Raw genomic sequence first — 14,908 nt, 5'->3', positions numbered from 1 at the left:
GCGATATTTCCGGCATGCGTTTTCCCGTGTCCCTGCTCCCACACGCCTGAGCGGGGAACGCGATCGGGCGTCCGGCCGCTGACGGAAGAACCGGCAACGGCCACCGCGGTCGGACCGCGGTGGCCGTTGTGGGTTACCTCAGTCGCGGGGAGCGGAGTGCGGTCGCACCCCGCACCGTGGCGGGTGGCCGGTCAGGCCGTGCCGCCGGCGTCGGCGCCCGACACCGCGTCCTCCGCCTCCCTGCTCTGCGCCCGGACGGCGTCGATCTTGGCCTCGCGCTTGGCCGCACGCTTGGCCGCGCGCCGCTCCTTGCGGCCCTCGGTCATGGTGTAGAGCACCGGGACCAGGATCAGCGTGAGGAGCGTCGAGGTGATCAGGCCGCCGATGACGACGATCGCCAGCGGCTGGGAGATGAACGCGCCGCCGCCGGTGATGCCCAGCGCCATCGGGGTCAGGGCGCCGACCGTGGCGAGCGCGGTCATGAGGATGGGCCGCAGGCGGTGCCGCGAGCCCTCCACGACCGCCTCGCGCAGCTCCATGCCCTCGTCGCGGTACTGGTTGACCAGGTCGATGAGGACGATCGCGTTGGTGACGACGACGCCGATGAGCATCAGCAGGCCGATCATCGCCGGCAGCCCCAGGGGCTCGCCGGTGATCAGCAGCAGCCCCACGGAGCCGGTCGCCGCGAACGGGATCGACACCAGCAGGACGAGCGGCTGCATGAGGCTCTTGAAGGTCGCCACCATGATCAGGTAGACGATCGCGACCGCCGCCAGCATGGCGATCCCGAGCTGGGCGAACGCCTCGTCCTGCTCGGTGCTGGCACCGCCGATGACGGCCGTGGCGCCGTCGGGCAGGTCCAGGCCGTCCAGTGTGGAGACGAGTTCGGCGCTGACCGCGCCCAGGTCGTCGGCGGTGGGCGTGGCCGAGATCGTGGCGCTGCGCACGCCGTCGGCGCGCACCAGCTCGGGGGCCTGGGTGACCTCCTCGACGTCGGCGATCTCCGAGAGCCGGATCTCGTCGCCCGCGGGGGTGGCGATGGTCAGGTCCTCCAGGTCCGCCACGCTCTCGGGGGCGTCGTTGACGCGCACGACGATGTCGCGCTCGGCGTCGTCGATCGTCGCGCTGCCCACGGTGGTGCCCTGGAAGGCACCGGTGACCGTCTGGCCGACCTGGCCTTCGGTCAGGCCCTCCTCGGCGGCGGCCTCGGCGTCGACCCGGACGTCCAGCGCGGGCTGGGCGGCGGCGATGCTGTTCTCCACGTCGTCGGCACCGGGGATGTCGCGGACGGCGTCCTCGACGATCCCGGCGGCCTCCTCCAGCGTGGCGCGCTCGTCGGCCTGCACCTCGACCTCGAGGGCGGAGGCGCCCATGCCGGCCGCCGTGCTGAGGCGCGGCTCGTGCTCGGTGTCGACGTCCGCCAGCGCCTGGCGCAGCCGCTCCTGGTAGACGGCCTGGTCGCCCTCGGGGTCGGCGGTGATGGTGTAGCTGATGCTGTCGGCGGAGCCGCCGCCCATGAGCATCGCCGCGCCGCCACCGCCCCCGCCGGAGCCGAACGACGACTGGTAGGAGTCGATCCACTCCAGTTCGCCCAGCCGCTCCTCGACCTTGAGGGCCTCGGCGTCGGCCTCCTCCAGGGAGGTGCCCACCGGCAGGTCCTGGGAGACGCTGTAGGTGTTCTGGCCCTGGTCGCCCAGCAGGTTGGTCTGCAGGTTGCCCGCCAGGACGACGGTCCCCGCCAGGAGCAGCACCGAGGCGGCCAGGGTGATCACCCGGTGCCGGGTTGCCCAGCGGACCACCGGAAGGTAGGCGCGCTGCAACGGGGTGCGCAGCTCGCGCCGGTACTCCTCGGCCTTGACCCGCTCCAGCTCCTCGGGCGGCACCACCTTGGGCCGCATGAACCAGTACGCGAGCACCGGGATGATGGTCAGCGAGACCAGCAGCGACGCCGCCAGGGAGAGGCTGACCGTCACGGCGAAGGGCCGGAACAGCTCGCCCACCTGGCCGCTGACGAACCCGATCGGCAGGAACACGGCGATCGTGGTGAGGGTCGCGGCGGTGATCGCGGTGGCCACTTCGCGGACACCGGTGAACACGGCCTGGTAGCGCTCCTCGCCGTAGGACATGTGCCGCTTGATGTTCTCCAGCACCACGATGGAGTCGTCGACCACCCGGCCGACCGCCACGGTGAGCGCGCCCAGGGTGAGCAGGTTCAGCGAGTACCCGAACGCCTGCACGCCGAGCATCGCCACCAGCAGCGACACCGGGATGGAGACCGCGGTCACCAGCGTCGAGCGCAGCGACAGCAGGAACACCAGGATGATGATGACCGCGAAGGCGAGCCCGAGCAGGCCCTCCTCGGCCATGGCCACGATGGAGTCGTTGATGAAGGGGGCCTGGTCGAACACGACCGAGATCTCGGCGTCGTCGCCGAGCAGCGGGCGCAGGTCGTCCAGCTGGGCCTGCACCTCCTCGGAGATCTCGACGGTGTTGCCCTCGGCGGTCTTGGTGATCATCACGCCGAGGCTGGGAACGCCGTCGGTCCGGGTGATGCTCGTGGTGTCGTCGAGGCGCAGCTCGACGTCGGCGACGTCCTTGAGCTGCACCGGGTCGGCCGGGGCCGCAGCGGGCGCGCCCGGCACCGCGGCCGCGGCGGGCGCGGATCCGCCGGCCGGCAGCAGCCACATGTTCTCGACGTCCTCGACCGACTCCAGCCGGCCGCCGGTGGTGACGGTCAGCGTGCGGCCGTCCTCGGTGATCTCGCCGCCGGGGGTCAGAGCGCCGCCGGCCTCCAGCGCCGAGGTGAGGTCGGACGCCGTGAGCCCGGCGTCCTCCAGCTCGTCCTCGTCGGGGGAGACGGTGACGGTCTCGCCCCGCACACCGGAGACGGTCGCGGCGCGCACGCCGGGGATCGACTCCAGCTCGGGGACGACCTGGTCCTGGAGGGGGCCGGCCAGCGACTGCTCGTCGCCGTCGCCCGCTCCGGCGGCCAGCATCACCACGGGGATGTCGTCGGCGCCGAACGCCGAGACGTCGGGGTCGACGTCCTCGGGCAGCATCGGCGCGACCTGCTCGACCGCCTGGCGGAGCTCGCGGACCACCTCGCTGGTGTCGTCGCCGTAGTCGAACTCGGCGATGATCGACGCGGATCCGTCAGCGGCGGTGGAGGTGTAGGACGTGATGCCGTCGGCGCCCTTGACCGCCTGTTCGAGGGGCTCGACGACCTCGCTCTCGACCACCTCGGGGGACGCGCCCTGGTACTGGGCGCTGACGAAGACCATCGGCACGTCGAAGGACGGCATGAGCTCGCGCTTGGCCGATGTGGTGGCCAGAAGGCCGAAGACGACCACCGCGAGGGTGATCAGCAGGATGAGTGCCCGGTTGCCGAGGGAGAGCTTCGCGAGTCGGTTCACGGGGTCCTCCGGTCGTGCGGCGTGCCGGCCGGCCGCGGGGACGCGAAGGGGTCGCCAAGGAATGTCTTGGCCGATCTGGACATGAGAGTTGTCGCTCCTCAGATGGCGTGATTGCGCTGCAAACGGCACCGCTGCGACGAGCGGTCGAGGGTGGTCGACCCATGCGGGCTGAGACGGGGCCGCACGGGGTAGTGCCGGGCACGCGAGATACACGATACGCGGCGGATCACCGGCACATCACCGCGAATGGGGCGACATCGGACACCCGTCAGGGCCGTGTCAGCGATATGTCAGCGGCTCGTCATACGCCGCGAACTGGGCGGTCCGCCGCGCCGGCGGCCGCGGCCGGCCGTGCGGCGCCGTCCACCGCACGGCGGTCCGCTTCCGGACACGCTCCGGGGAACTCTTTCGGGAGGGGCCTTCCCGGTGGCGCGCGGCCACCGGCGCCGTGGGGAGCGGCGGAGGTCAGCCGGCGGCGACGGGGGTGGTCTCACCGGGCGGCAGGTGCTCTTCGGCGACCCCCCACACCACGCGCAGCAGGTCGTCGAGTGCGTGCACCAGAGCGGGGTCGACCAGCTCGTAGCTGACCTGCCGGCCGCGGGCGGTGGTGGTCACCAGGCCGCATTCCCGCAGGCAGGCCAGGTGATTGGACACATTCTGCCGGGTAAGACCCAGTTGCTCCGCGAGACCTGCGGGGTAGCCGGGGCCGTCGAGCAGCGCCAGGAGGAGCCGGCAGCGGGTGGGGTCGGCGAGGGCGCGGCCGAGCCGCTGGATGGCGGACAGGCGCTGTTCGGTGGTCAACATGAAAACCATTTTACAGTATTTGCTGTATAGACACTCTTCGCTGTATAAACACTGGAGGCTGAACTATCGAGTGCGGCCGCCGATCCGGGCGGCCGGCGAAGGAGACACAGATGGGCCACGGACACGGTCATGGACACGGGCACGCGACAGCGGCCGCCGCCAACCGCGGCCGGCTGAGCGTCGTCCTGGCGCTGATGCTGATCGTCGCCGTGGTCCAGGTCATAGGCGCCTACGGCGCCGGCAGCCTCGCACTGCTCGCCGACGCCGGGCACACCGTCACCGACTCCTTCGGGGTGCTGCTGGCGCTCATCGCCGTCGGGTTCGCCGCGCGGCCCGCCAGTACCGTGCGGACCTTCGGCTACCAGCGCGCGGAGGTGCTCGCCGCCGCGGTCAACGCGCTCATCCTGTTCGGCCTGTGCGCCTTCATCGCGATCGAGGCCGTCGAGCGGCTGATCACGCCCCGCCCCGTGGCCGGCGAGGGGATGGTCCTGGTGGCCGGCTTCGGCCTCGCCATGAACATCATCGCCGTGTTCATCCTCCGCTCGGGGCAGAAGGACAGCCTCAACGTCCGCGGCGCCTACCTGGAGGTGCTGAGCGACGCCCTGGCCTCGGTCGGCGTCATCGTCGGCGGCGCCGTCATCTGGCTCACCGGATGGGAGCGCGCCGACACGCTGATCTCGCTGGCCATCGCCGCGTTCATCGTGCCGCGCGCCTGGAGCCTGCTGCGCGAGGCCGTGCACGTTCTGCTGGAGGCGGCGCCGCGCAACGTCGACCTCGCCGAGGTGCGACTGCACATGCTGCGCCAGCCCGGCGTCCTGGACGTGCACGACCTGCACGCGTGGACCATCACCTCGGGGATTCCCGTCATGTCGGCCCACGTGGTGGTCGAGGAGGGCCGGCTCGCCGACGCCGGGCGCATGCTCGACGAACTCCACGCCTGCCTCTCGGGGCACTTCGACGTGGAGCACTCCACCCTCCAGCTGGAACCCGCCGGCCACGCCGACCACGAGGGCGCGCGGCACGACTGAGGCGCTGCGCCGGGCCTCCTGCCCGGAACCCGGCACCGGGCGATCGGGCGACAGGAACGGGTATGACCTGGACAGGCGCCCGGGCGGTCTGGCATAGTTCCCCCGGGCCGAGGGCCCATGCCCGCGCCACCGGCGCGGGCGCAGGTGTGCCGGGAAGACTGGTCGGCGATGCCATCGGCGTGCGCCGACCGCACCAGCACACAGGGGGACTTCCGCCCATGACCGACCGACGCCGCGCCGGCGATCTGATCGAGGCACTCCGCTCCGACGTCGTCAGCGGGTTCCTGCTGATCGCGGGCGCCATCGCCGCCCTGATCTGGGCCAACTCCCCCGGCAGCGCCGCCTATGAGGCCATCCGCACCTTCGCCTTCGGGCCCGAGCCCCTGCACCTGAACCTCTCGGTCGAGGCGTGGGCCGCCGACGGCCTGCTCGCGATCTTCTTCTTCGTGGTCGGCAATGAGCTGAAGCAGGAGTTCGTCCACGGGGAGCTGCGCAACCCGCGCCGGGCCATGCTGCCGATCGTCGCGGCCCTGTGCGGTATGGCGGTCCCCGCCCTGATCTACGCGGCCATCAACGTCGGACAGGGCGACGCGCTGCGCGGCTGGGGCATCCCCATGGCGACCGACATCGCCTTCGCGGTCGCGGTCCTCGCGGTGGTCGGCCGCTACCTGCCCCCCGCGCTGCGGACCTTCCTGCTCACCCTGGCCATCGTGGACGACCTCGGCGCGATCGTCGTGATCGCGGTCTTCTACACCGACGGCCTCTCCTTCCTGCCGCTGCTGGCCGCCTTCGCCCTGCTCGCGCTGTTCGGCCACCTCCAGACCGGCCGCGGGCTCGGCGCGGTGCTGCGCCGCTCGCCAATCCCGTCGTGGGCGGTCTACCTGCCGCTGGCGTTCGCCATCTGGGGATTCATGCACGCCAGCGGGGTGCACGCGACCATCGCCGGGGTCGCCATGGGGCTGCTCATGCGCACCACCCCGCAGGACGGCGAGGAGGTGTCCCCCAGCCACCGCGCCGAGCACCTGATCCGCCCGTGGACCACCGCGCTGGTCCTGCCGGTCTTCGCGCTGATGTCCGCCGGCGTCGTCTTCCCGGGGATCGGGCCGCTGCTCGCCGACTCCGCCGCCCTGGGGGCCCTCGTGGGCCTGGTCGCGGGCAAGCTCATCGGGATCCTGGGCGGATCGTGGCTCACCACCCGGCTCACCGGGGCCGAGCTCAATCCGTCGCTGAGCTGGATCGACATCGCCGGGATGTCGCTGCTGGCGGGGATCGGCTTCACCGTGTCGCTCCTGGTGACCGAGCTGTCGTTCCCCAATGACCCCCAGATGATGTCCGACGCCAAGGGCGGCGTCCTGCTGGCGTCGCTGATCGCCACCGTCCTGGCCGCGGTGGTGCTGGGCCGGCGCAGCGCCCACTACCGGCGGCTCGCCGAGTCCGGCGCCGCCGCACCCGCCGCCGGACAGGGGCAGTGACACACGGGAGACCCGGGCCGCACGGCGACACGCCGTGCGGCGGAGCCCGCCGCGGAAGCGGCGGACACGGTTGGATGGGCGCCGGAGACGGGCCCGGGTCTGTCGGACCCGGAGCCGCGGCCTTGTGTGGGAACATCTCTCTCGATCGCAGGTGATGACGGGATGGCCGACCAACGATGCCTCTGCTGACGACCGCCGCGCGCAGCCGCCTGTCGCGCCTGCTGAACTGGGGGCGCACCAGGTTCTCATCGCCCGGCCGCACCCAGTCGGCGTGGGCGCGCCCGGCGCGGATCTTCGTCGCGCTGTTCCTGATCGCCGACCTCGCCGGCACCGGCCTGCTCCTGCTGCCCATCAGCCACACCGAGGGCGAGGGGCTGACCTTCATCGAGGCACTGTTCACCGCCACATCGGCGCTGTGCGTGTGCGGGCTGGCCATCATCGGCATCGGCACCGACCTGTCGGTGTTCGGCGAACTGGTCGTCATGGCGCTGATCCAGATCGGCGGCATCGGCATCATGACGCTGGCGTCGGTGCTGGGAGCCGTGGTGGTCCGCCGGTTCGGGCTGCGCATGCAGCTCAGCGTGCAGGCCGAGACCCGCAGCATGGCGGTGGGCGACGTGCGCGGAATGGTCACCCGGATCGTCACCATGAGCGTGGTCTGCGAGGCCGTGATCGCCGCCGTCCTGCTGCCGCGCTTCTGGGCCCACTACGACATGGGGTTCCTGGGCGCGCTGTACACGGCCGCCTTCCACTCGGTCTCCGCGTTCAACAACGCGGGCCTCGCCCTGTACGACGACAGCCTCATGCGCTACGCGGACGACGCGATGGTGCTGCTCCCCCTCGCGGTGGCCACCGTCATCGGCGGCCTCGGGTTCCCCGTCCTGCTGGAGATCCGGCGGCACATGGGCGCCACCCGGGCGTGGAGCCTGCACACCAAGATCACCGTGACCACGTCCGCGCTGCTCATCGCGGGCGGCGCACTGGCGGTGACGGTGCTGGAGTGGTCCAACCCCGGCACCCTGGGCCCGATGTCGATCGGCGACAAGCTGGTGAACGGCGTCTTCCACGGCATCATGCCGCGCAGCGGCGGGTTCAACTCGGTCGATGTGGGCGCCATGGACGAGTCCACACTGCTCGTCACGATCATGCTGATGTTCGTCGGCGGCGGCAGCGGCGGCACCGCCGGCGGCATCAAGGTCGCCACGCTCGCGGTCCTCTTCCTCGTTGTGTGGGCGGAGATCCGCGGGCACGCCGGGGTACACGTCTTCGACCGGCGGCTGTCCCCTGGTGTCATCCGGCAGGCGCTCTCCCTGACCTTCCTGTCCATGACCGTCGTCGTGGGCTCTACCGTCGTCCTGCTGGTCGGTACCACCTTCAGCCTGGTCGAGGTCCTCTTCGAGGTGGTCTCGGCCACCGGGGTCTCCGGCCTGTCCACGGGCATCACCCCCGACCTCCCGCCCATGGCCCAGGGGCTGCTGGTACTCCTGATGCTGGCGGGGCGCATCGGCCCGGTGACCTTCGCGTCCGCTCTGGCGCTGCGCGAGCACACCCGCCGCTACGATCTGGCCGAGGCGCGGCCGATCATCGGTTGACGACACCTGAGGAGCACACAGTGCAGCGGAGCAAACCGCAGGACAAGCGCGTCCTGGTCATCGGGCTGGGGCGGTTCGGGAGTTCGCTGGCCCTGGAACTCGTGGCGCACGGCTGGGAGGTCCTGGGCGTGGACTCCAACCCGCGCCTGGTCCAGGCCTACGCCGACTCGCTGACCCACACCGTGGTCGCCGACTCCACCGACGACGAAGCGCTGCGCCAGATCGGGGCGCACGAGTTCTCCCGGGCGGTGGTCGCGATCGGCACCCACCTGGAGGAGAGCATCCTGACGACGTCGCTGCTGGTGGACATGAGCGTCCAGCGCATCTGGGCGAAGGCCATCAGCCGGCGGCACGGGCGCATCCTCCAGCAGATCGGCGCCCACAACGTCGTCCTGCCCGAGCACGACATGGGCGAGCGCGTCGCCCACCTGGTCTCGGGCCGGATGCTGGACTACGTGGAGATCGAGGAGAACTTCGCCCTGGGCAAGACCCGCGCCCCGCGCGAGATGATCGGCCGGCGGCTCGGCGAGACCGGGGTGCGGGCCAAGCACGGCATCACCGTCGTGTGCATCAAGCGCCACGGTGAGCAGTTCACCTACGCCACCGCCGATACCGTGCCGCAGAAGGGCGACATCGTCGTGGTGGCCGGCAAGACCGACGACGTGGAGCGCTTCGCGGAGATCAACTGACCCGCGGGGATTCCGACCATCCCGACAATCCCCACCAACCAGTCAATCCACCACAAAAATTGACAATCGTTTTCATTGTCACGATGATGGTCCCCATGCGATCAGGGACGTCTGTGAAGGTGGCCGCGCTGTGCGCGGCGGGGGTGGCCGTGCTGGCCGGATGCGGCGGCGGGGCCGGAGCCGGCGGTGGCGGCGGCGCGGTCGACGTGGTCACGGGCGTCTACCCCCTCGAATGGCTGGCGGGGCAGGTGGGCGGCGAGCACGTCGAGGTCACCAACCTCACCGAACCGGGCGCCGAACCGCACGACCTCGAACTCACCCCGCGCCAGATCGGCTCCGTGGCCTCCGCCGACGTCGTCTTCTTCATCCACGGCCTCCAGCCGGCGGTGGACGACGCCGCCGAGCAGGAGGGCGGCGAGAACGCCCTCGACGTCGCCGACACCGTGGACCTGCGCCCCGCGGCCGACGCCGGTGGCGACGACGCCCACGCCGAGGACGGCCACTCCGACGACCACGCGGACGAGGAGGCGGACGGCGACGGCCACGACCACGGCGACGCCGACGCCGACCCGCACATGTGGCTCGACACCGACCGCATGGCGCAGGCCGCGGCGGGCCTGGCCGAGCGACTCGGCGAGGCCGACCCCGACAACGCCGGCGACTACACCGCCAACGCCGAGCGGGTCGCGGACGAACTGGCGGACATCGGCACCGCGTACACCGAGGGCCTCGCCGAGTGCGAGAGCCGCGACATGGTGGTCGCGCACTCCGCGTTCGGCTACCTGGCCGACGCCTACGACCTGCACCAGATCGGCGTCAGCGGCATCGACCCCGAGGCCGAGCCCTCGCCGGCGCGACTCGCCGAGGTCGCCGGACTCGTCGAGGAGCACGGCATCACCACGGTCTTCACCGAGACCCTCACCAGCCCGCGGGTCGCGGAGACCATCGCCGCCGAGACGGGTGCCGAGACCGCGGTACTCGACCCGCTCGAAGGCATCACCGACCGGTCTCCCGGCGACGACTACCCGTCGGTCATGCGCGCGAACCTCGACGCCCTGACCGGCGCGCTGCGCTGCTCCTGACCGCGTCCCCGCCTCTGCGCGAACGGCCCCGCCGGGTGCGGGGCCGTTGGTATGTGCAATCCCTTTAACGGGATTGCACATCCTTGCATACCGCCTACATCCCCGCAGAGTTCAGGAGGCGGGACGTGCACGTGCGATATCCTGGCCAAAGTACGGTGCCGATGCACGTGCATACGCGGGTGCATCGGTACTCCCCCGAGAAGAACCGCATCTCTGGTGGACAAGGAGCTTCCCCAATGAGCGCCCACAACGGCATCTCGGCATCCGAACTCCAGAACGTCGCGTGGCAGAAGAGCCGGCGGAGCAACTCCCAGGGCGCCTGCGTCGAGCTGGCCCGGCTGGCCGACGGCTCCATCGCGATGCGCAACTCGCGCTTCCCCGGCGGACCGGCGCTGGTCTACACCCAGGCCGAGATCGACGCGCTGATCCTCGGCGCCAAGGACGGAGACTTCGACAACCTGCTGGGCTGATCCGGCACGCGCCGGACCGCGCCTATCGCGCACCGGCACCGATCCGGGGGCTCCACACCGCGCGGGGTGGGGCTCCCACCCCGCTGCGGCGAACCGCTACAGCTCGTCGATCATCTGCTTGAGGATGCCCTTGGTGTCGGCCGGAGGCTGGGCGATCACGCTCAGCCGCTCCATCGCCATGGTGTAGGCGTCGATGTCCTGCCGCTTGTCGAGGCAGAGCGATCCGGTCAGCTGTTCCAGGTAGATGATGTCGGAGAGCCCGAAGTCCGGATAGCGCAGGATGGTGAAGGACCCCGCCTCGGCGGCGTGCGCGCCCGCGCTGAACGGGATGATCTGCAGCGTGATATCGGGGTGGTCGCAGAACTCGATCAGGCGGTACAGCTGCTGGCGCATGATCTCGACCCCGCCCACCGGTCGGCGGACCGCGGCCTCGTCCAGGATCGCCCAGAACTTGACCCCGTTGCCGCGCTCGATGTGGCGCTGGCGCCGCATGCGCACGGCCACCCGCGGCTCGGTCATGGGATCGGTCGCGGCGCCGCCGCCGGTGATGATGGCGCGGGCATAGTCCTCGGTCTGGAGCACACCGGGCACGAACTGGGCCTCGTAGACCCGGATCCGCGTGGCGGCCTCTTCGAGCCCCACGTAGACCTGGAACCAGTTGGGCAGCGCCTCGCCGAACTGCTGCCACCAGCCCGGTTTCTTGGTGTCGCGGGCCATCTGCGACATCGTGGAGATCAGCATGCGGTCGCTGACCCCGTACAACCGCAGCAGGTCCTCGACGTCGCGCGCCTTGAACCCGACCCGGCCCAGCTCCATCCGGCTGATCTTGGATTCCGACCCGCGGATGTGGTGCCCGGCCTCGCCGCGGCTGATTCCCTTGGCTTCGCGGTATTTCCGCAGCTCCGAACCGAGCAGCATCCGGCGCACCGTGGGACCGCTCCCCCTCTGCAGACGAGCAATGTCCACAGCCGCTGCCTCCCCGCCCGTCGATCTCGCGCTCGAAATCCCGCCGCCGACGCCCGCTATGGCGCCATATGGCCTACCTGTACGCCTACACGATATCGCCGATACGCACGATGCTCGGCTCACCGGCACCGCCGTTCACCGTCGGTGGACGGCGGAACACCCACCGCACGCGCACAGGGCGGCCGGACACCCCCCGATGCGCCGCGGGGGTCAGCGCAGCAGGGCCCAGACGTACTTGCCGGCCGGCCGGAGGGGCACGACGCCCCAATCGGTCGCGAAGCAGGCCACGAGGTGCAGGCCGCGCCCCGTCTCCAGCATGAAGTCCGGTTCGCGCCGCGCGGGGAGCAGGTCGCTCCCGTCGCGGACGGCGCAGATCAGTTCGCCGCCGTGGCGCAGGATGCACACCTCTATGGTGTCCTTGCGGCCGACGGCCCCCTCGGCGGGCCGGGAGGCGTGCCGCAGGGCATTGGTCACGAGTTCGGACAGGATGAGCTCGGCGTCGTCGGCGAAGCCGTCCATCGACCACTGGCGCAGGGCGCCGGAGGCGACCTCCCGGGCGCCGGCCGCCGCGCCGGGCCCGGCCTCCAGCGTCCAGCAGAGCGAATCCTGGCGCGGGCCGCCCGCCGGGCACTCCCGCACGGCCGCCCCGTCGTGCAGGGCGCCGAACCACCATTCCCGGGGCGCGGCGGCGGAGGCCGCCGTACACCCCCAGGCGCCGATCCTGCTCCGTGTTCCCCGGGTTCGTTGTCCGGTCACCGCGATCCCCTTGCCGTCGTCTCGATCGCACCGGCACCGGCTCGGACGATCGCCGGCACCTCTGGGGGGAGAGCAAGCGCATGGCCCATATGCACGTGCATTCTCCTCATGCACGCATCCTAGGACAACGATCGGCCGCCGGTGGGGGAAAGCCGGAGTTCTCCGGAGAGTTTCCCCCGCAGACCCGGAGAAGCCCACCCAAGCGCCCCAGCACGGGACGGCACGGACGATCGCGCCCCCGCGCCCGGGGACGCGCGCGGCGCACCCCGGGCGCGGGGACCGCCCCTCATACGGCGGTGAGCCGGTGCGCCGCCACGCGGTCGGGGTAGTCGCTGATGATCCCGTCGACGCCGTCGCGGATCAGCCGCCGGATCGCGGTGTCGTTGTTGGCGGTCCATCCGAACAGCGCCAGGCCCTGCTCGTGCGCGTGCCGCACGTAGGGGGCGGTCACCCGCAGGTGGTGGGGGTGGATCTGGCGGGCGTAGCGGGCGATCCGGCGCAGGCCGAGCCGCCCATAGGTCTTGCCCAGGACCGCGGTGTGCAGGCCGGGGACCGCCTCGGCCACGGCCCTGAGGGTCACCCAGTCGAAGCTCTGCAGGATCAGCCGCCCATGGCCGTCGCGCCAGTAGGGATCGGCGTTGAGCCGGTCGGCCAGGCGGCGCCGCATCTCCGGGTCGCGGCGCTCCACCTTCAGTTCGACGAGCGCGCCCAGGCCGCATTCGCGCAGCACCGCCAGCGCCTCCTCCAGGCTGGGCACCCGTTCTCCGGCGAACCGCTCGCCGAACCAGGAGCCGGCGTCCAGGCGGCGGATCTCGGCGAGGGTGAAGTCGGCGACCCGCCAGGAGCGGCGGTCGGGGTAGACCTCGGCGACATCGGTGGTCCGGCGCAGCGTGGGGTCGTGGACCACGACGAACGCGCCGTCGGCGGTCTGGCGCACGTCGATCTCCGCCATGTCGGCGCCGTGCAGGCGGGCCAGGCGCAGGGCGGACAGCGTGTTCTCCGGCGCATAAGCGGAGGCTCCGCGGTGCGCCACGACGATCACCGCCGGGACCCGGCGGCGGCGCCCCGGGCCGGGGCGGGTGCCGGGCGAAGGAGCATCCCCGATGCGCGGGACCGCGCGCCAGGGGGCCGGACCGACCCCCGCGCGACCCGTTTCCGATCTGCGACGGCTGCCATCGTTCACCGCCCCTTTCAACGTCCCGGTGGGCTCGCGGACCGCCCTGGACGGGCCGTCCCCGGGAGCCGGAACCGGCTCGGCGCCCACCGTGAGCGCTCTCGTAGCGTCACGATACCCCGCAGCGCACCAAGTTTTCGTCACTGTGGGTATTGACCGGCCCGCCACACGCCGCACGTGGTGGGGCCACCACACCGGGGGTGGGGCGGCCCCCCGGGGCGGGACCGGTCCTCCCCGCCCGGAGCCGGACGGATACCCGGCGCATCGGTCCGGTGTCGGACGGTCACGCAACGGGCCCCGTTCCCAGCGGGCCGGTGCCGGGGCCGACGCCGCCGCGCGGTGCCGCCGAACGCCCGCGGGACGGTGGGCGGCGCCCCGCGCGGGCCTAGTACGCCGAGGGCGCGGGGCCGGACGGGAACTCGGCGCGGGAGCCCCCCGTGGCGGCGAGACCGTAGAAGTCCAACGCGTTGCGGCGCAGGACCGGGCCCGCCGGGCCGGGGCCGAGCGCGTCGGTGATCACGTCGATGTCGGTGCCGCGGAACGGGCGGGGCGCCCGCGTGGACGGGAGGTCGGTGCCGAACATGAGCGCGCCGGGGTTGATCGCGGCGATGGAGCGCAGCGCGACCGGGACGTCCAGGTCGCCGCGGCCGAAGCCGGTGGCCTTGACCCGGGCGCCGCCCGCCACCAGGTCCAGCAGCGCGGGCAGCCCTTCGCGCGAGAGGCCGAGGTGGTCGATGCTGATGCGCGGCAGCGGCGCGATGCGCGGCGCGAGCGCCGCCAGCTCCCGGGAGTCGACGTAGAGCTCGCAGGGCCAGCCCAGCAGTTCGGCGGCGCGCCGCGCCAGATGGATCTGGGCGTCCAGGTCCCCGGCCGTGCCGCGGTACAGGTTGAGCCGCAGCGAGCGCACGCCGGCGGCGTGCAGGTCGCGCAGCGTGGAGTCGGAGGTGTCGGGCGCCAGTTCGGCGACGCCGACGTAGGAGGGGCCCAGTTCGCGCAGCGCCGCCACCAGGTACGCCTGGTCCGGGCCCTGGAAGGAGCCGGCGACGACGGCGCCGCCGCTGATGCCGAGCGGTTCGCAGCGGGCGCGGTAGTCGGCGGCGGTGAACGGCTCCGGCCGGTAGCCCTGCCCGGTGGCGAGGGGGAACCGCGGATCGATGATGTGGAGGTGGGCGTCGAACAGCGCCATCGCCTCGATTCGGCCGGGGTACAGCGGGCGGTGCGGGGCCGCGGGGGTCGTCCGAGCCCCGCCCGCCGCGCTGAGCGGGATGGGTGCGGGCAACCACCGTAGCGCCCATGGGCGACCGCGGCACCGCCGAGGGCGCGGGTGCGATCCCGGGACACGGGCAGGTCACGGACGCGCGACCGCTTTCGGGGCACCCTTTCCCGGCCACATACCACCTGGTCGGTATGGGACGGATAGGATCTCCCCAGTGTGTCCTGGACCACCCATCCGGAGGTTGCC

General features: G+C 72.0%; 12 protein-coding genes. 6 read left to right on the top strand and 6 right to left on the bottom strand.

Translation table 11 applies throughout. The features are described 5' to 3' along the window. Window positions 1-191: 191 nt before the first annotated feature. A complete protein-coding gene (locus ACFO4E_RS02275) occupies window positions 192-3,413 on the bottom strand; it encodes an efflux RND transporter permease subunit (RefSeq protein ID WP_378571040.1) in 3,222 nt (1,073 codons plus the stop codon). Window positions 3,414-3,878: 465 nt separating this feature from the next. Further along, window positions 3,879-4,217, bottom strand: a complete 339-nt coding sequence (cmtR, locus tag ACFO4E_RS02270) for a Cd(II)/Pb(II)-sensing metalloregulatory transcriptional regulator CmtR (protein ID WP_378571038.1) — start codon at window positions 4,215-4,217, stop codon at window positions 3,879-3,881. 110 nt (window positions 4,218-4,327) lie between these two features. Here cmtR and ACFO4E_RS02265 point away from each other — a divergent pair, with 110 nt between their 5' ends. The 6 genes from ACFO4E_RS02265 (at window position 4,328) to ACFO4E_RS02240 (ending at window position 10,550) form a co-directional block, all read left to right on the top strand. Then, complete coding sequence (locus tag ACFO4E_RS02265; RefSeq protein ID WP_378571036.1) at window positions 4,328-5,245, top strand: cation diffusion facilitator family transporter; 918 nt, start codon at window positions 4,328-4,330, stop codon at window positions 5,243-5,245. A 218-nt stretch (window positions 5,246-5,463) separates the two neighbouring features. Next, window positions 5,464-6,717 (top strand): Na+/H+ antiporter NhaA, encoded by a 1,254-nt coding sequence (gene nhaA / locus ACFO4E_RS02260; protein WP_378571034.1) that lies wholly within the window; start codon window positions 5,464-5,466, stop codon window positions 6,715-6,717. 176 nt (window positions 6,718-6,893) lie between these two features. Next, window positions 6,894-8,309, top strand: a complete 1,416-nt coding sequence (locus ACFO4E_RS02255; protein ID WP_378571032.1) for a TrkH family potassium uptake protein — start codon at window positions 6,894-6,896, stop codon at window positions 8,307-8,309. 20 nt (window positions 8,310-8,329) lie between these two features. After that, window positions 8,330-8,998 carry a potassium channel family protein gene (locus ACFO4E_RS02250; protein WP_378571030.1) on the top strand — a complete coding sequence of 223 codons (669 nt, stop codon included), beginning with the start codon at window positions 8,330-8,332 and terminating at the stop codon, window positions 8,996-8,998. A gap of 95 nt (window positions 8,999-9,093) precedes the next feature. After that, the gene (locus ACFO4E_RS02245) at window positions 9,094-10,080 is read left to right on the top strand and encodes a metal ABC transporter solute-binding protein, Zn/Mn family (RefSeq protein WP_378571028.1); all 987 of its coding nucleotides are present in this window, start codon (window positions 9,094-9,096) and stop codon (window positions 10,078-10,080) included. 236 nt (window positions 10,081-10,316) lie between these two features. Continuing rightward, window positions 10,317-10,550, top strand: a complete 234-nt coding sequence (locus ACFO4E_RS02240; protein WP_378571026.1) for a DUF397 domain-containing protein — start codon at window positions 10,317-10,319, stop codon at window positions 10,548-10,550. 96 nt (window positions 10,551-10,646) lie between these two features. On the opposite strand, the gene ACFO4E_RS02235 is transcribed toward ACFO4E_RS02240, so the two are convergent. The 4 genes from ACFO4E_RS02235 to ACFO4E_RS02220 all read right to left on the bottom strand — a co-directional run bounded on the left by ACFO4E_RS02235 (window position 10,647) and on the right by ACFO4E_RS02220 (window position 14,725). Further along, on the bottom strand, window positions 10,647-11,468 hold the full coding sequence (locus tag ACFO4E_RS02235) for a helix-turn-helix domain-containing protein (protein WP_378571024.1): 822 nt from the start codon (window positions 11,466-11,468) through the stop codon (window positions 10,647-10,649). Between the two features lie 258 nt (window positions 11,469-11,726). Then, window positions 11,727-12,272: an ATP-binding protein gene (locus ACFO4E_RS02230; protein ID WP_378571022.1), complete on the bottom strand. Its 546-nt coding sequence runs from the start codon at window positions 12,270-12,272 to the stop codon at window positions 11,727-11,729. Window positions 12,273-12,558: 286 nt separating this feature from the next. Beyond that, a complete protein-coding gene (locus ACFO4E_RS02225) occupies window positions 12,559-13,305 on the bottom strand; it encodes a glycerophosphodiester phosphodiesterase (protein ID WP_378571020.1) in 747 nt (248 codons plus the stop codon). A gap of 526 nt (window positions 13,306-13,831) precedes the next feature. Then, window positions 13,832-14,725 (bottom strand): amidohydrolase family protein, encoded by an 894-nt coding sequence (locus ACFO4E_RS02220; RefSeq protein ID WP_378571018.1) that lies wholly within the window; start codon window positions 14,723-14,725, stop codon window positions 13,832-13,834. Window positions 14,726-14,908: the final 183 nt, after the last annotated feature.

It is taken from the genome of Nocardiopsis mangrovi, from assembly GCF_042653925.1.
Classification (GTDB): domain Bacteria; phylum Actinomycetota; class Actinomycetes; order Streptosporangiales; family Streptosporangiaceae; genus Nocardiopsis_B; species Nocardiopsis_B mangrovi.
Note: the sequence above shows the minus strand (reverse complement) of the source record. Positions and strands in the feature narration are given on the sequence as shown.

Coding starts and splice junctions, on each gene's coding strand:
- ACFO4E_RS02240 (WP_378571026.1), top strand. CDS start 10,317: ATGAGCGCCCACAACGGCATCTCGGCATCCGAACTCCAGAACGTCGCG.
- nhaA (WP_378571034.1), top strand. CDS start 5,464: ATGACCGACCGACGCCGCGCCGGCGATCTGATCGAGGCACTCCGCTCC.
- ACFO4E_RS02235 (WP_378571024.1), bottom strand. CDS start 11,468: ATGCTGCTCGGTTCGGAGCTGCGGAAATACCGCGAAGCCAAGGGAATC.
- cmtR (WP_378571038.1), bottom strand. CDS start 4,217: ATGTTGACCACCGAACAGCGCCTGTCCGCCATCCAGCGGCTCGGCCGC.
- ACFO4E_RS02245 (WP_378571028.1), top strand. CDS start 9,094: ATGCGATCAGGGACGTCTGTGAAGGTGGCCGCGCTGTGCGCGGCGGGG.
- ACFO4E_RS02265 (WP_378571036.1), top strand. CDS start 4,328: ATGGGCCACGGACACGGTCATGGACACGGGCACGCGACAGCGGCCGCC.
- ACFO4E_RS02255 (WP_378571032.1), top strand. CDS start 6,894: ATGCCTCTGCTGACGACCGCCGCGCGCAGCCGCCTGTCGCGCCTGCTG.